Origin of the sequence: Streptomyces beijiangensis, from assembly GCF_017315755.1 — a bacterium.
GTDB lineage: Bacteria > Actinomycetota > Actinomycetes > Streptomycetales > Streptomycetaceae > Streptomyces > Streptomyces beijiangensis.
Window position 1 is genome coordinate 1 of sequence record NZ_JAFLRJ010000141.1, and the last position, 909, is coordinate 909.

A 909-nucleotide genomic window follows, 5' to 3' on the forward strand; every position below is an offset into this window, starting at 1 on the left:
GGGCGGGGGCCGGGGCGTCGCCGACCGGGATGAAGTCGGTGGGGATCGAGGTGCGGGACGCGAAGTCCCGTACCCGGGACGAGAGTTCGATGGCGATCTCCACTCCCCCGGTCTCGTAGTCCGCCTTGCGACGGAGGTCGGAGAGGATCTCGCGGGACTCGGCTGCTGCGCGGCGCGCCGAGCGGGCGACCATACCGGCCTGGTGTTTGACGGTGAGCGGGTCCATGCGGTCGGCGGACTGGGCGAGGCTCTCGGCCGCCAGGGCCAGGCCGTGGAGCGTCTTGGCGACCGAGTCGTGCATCTCGCGGGCCAGGCGCGTGCGTTCCTCCTCCACGGCGTCGTTGACCGCGAGGCGTGCTGTCGCCTCGGAGAGTGCCTGGGTGGCCGTACCGAAGCGGAACATGAGGTTGCGGAGGGTGACTCCGATGATGCCCGCCGCGATGCAGAAGCCCGTGAGGAGGAGCGTCGACGCGGGGCCCGCCATGCGCAGGTGCCAGGCGGAGTACGCGGCGGCGAGGAGCAGTATCTGGATGAACGTGAAGATGCCTGCGCCCCGCCAGCCGTAGAGCAGGCCCGCGAGGAGGGGGGTGCAGACGGTGGCGTAACCGAGGGTGGAGTCCGGGGACGCGGTGAGGAGGAGGACCGAGCCGAAGATGAAGTCCAGCCCCATCAGGGAGCGGTACCTGATGAGGAGGGGGCCGAAGATCTCCCAGTCGCGGAGCATCGCGTACGAGCCGACGAGGCTGAAGACGATGGCCGCGCCCACCAGCCAGGGGCCCACGCGGCCGTTCGCCCGGTCCAGGGCGAAGGGGGTCCCGATGATGATCAGAGCCAGTCTGAAACCGAAGACCTGTCGGCACAGGGCCTGCATCGCGTTGAGCTGGATGGGGAGGCTGGGCGCGGGGGCGT

The 909-nt window shown here is 70.3% G+C and carries 1 protein-coding gene; it reads right to left on the reverse strand.

Going from position 1 to position 909, the window contains the following annotated elements:
* On the reverse strand, positions 1 to 909 hold a 909-nt coding region (locus J0695_RS15470), incomplete at both ends, for a DUF8745 domain-containing protein (protein WP_206962617.1).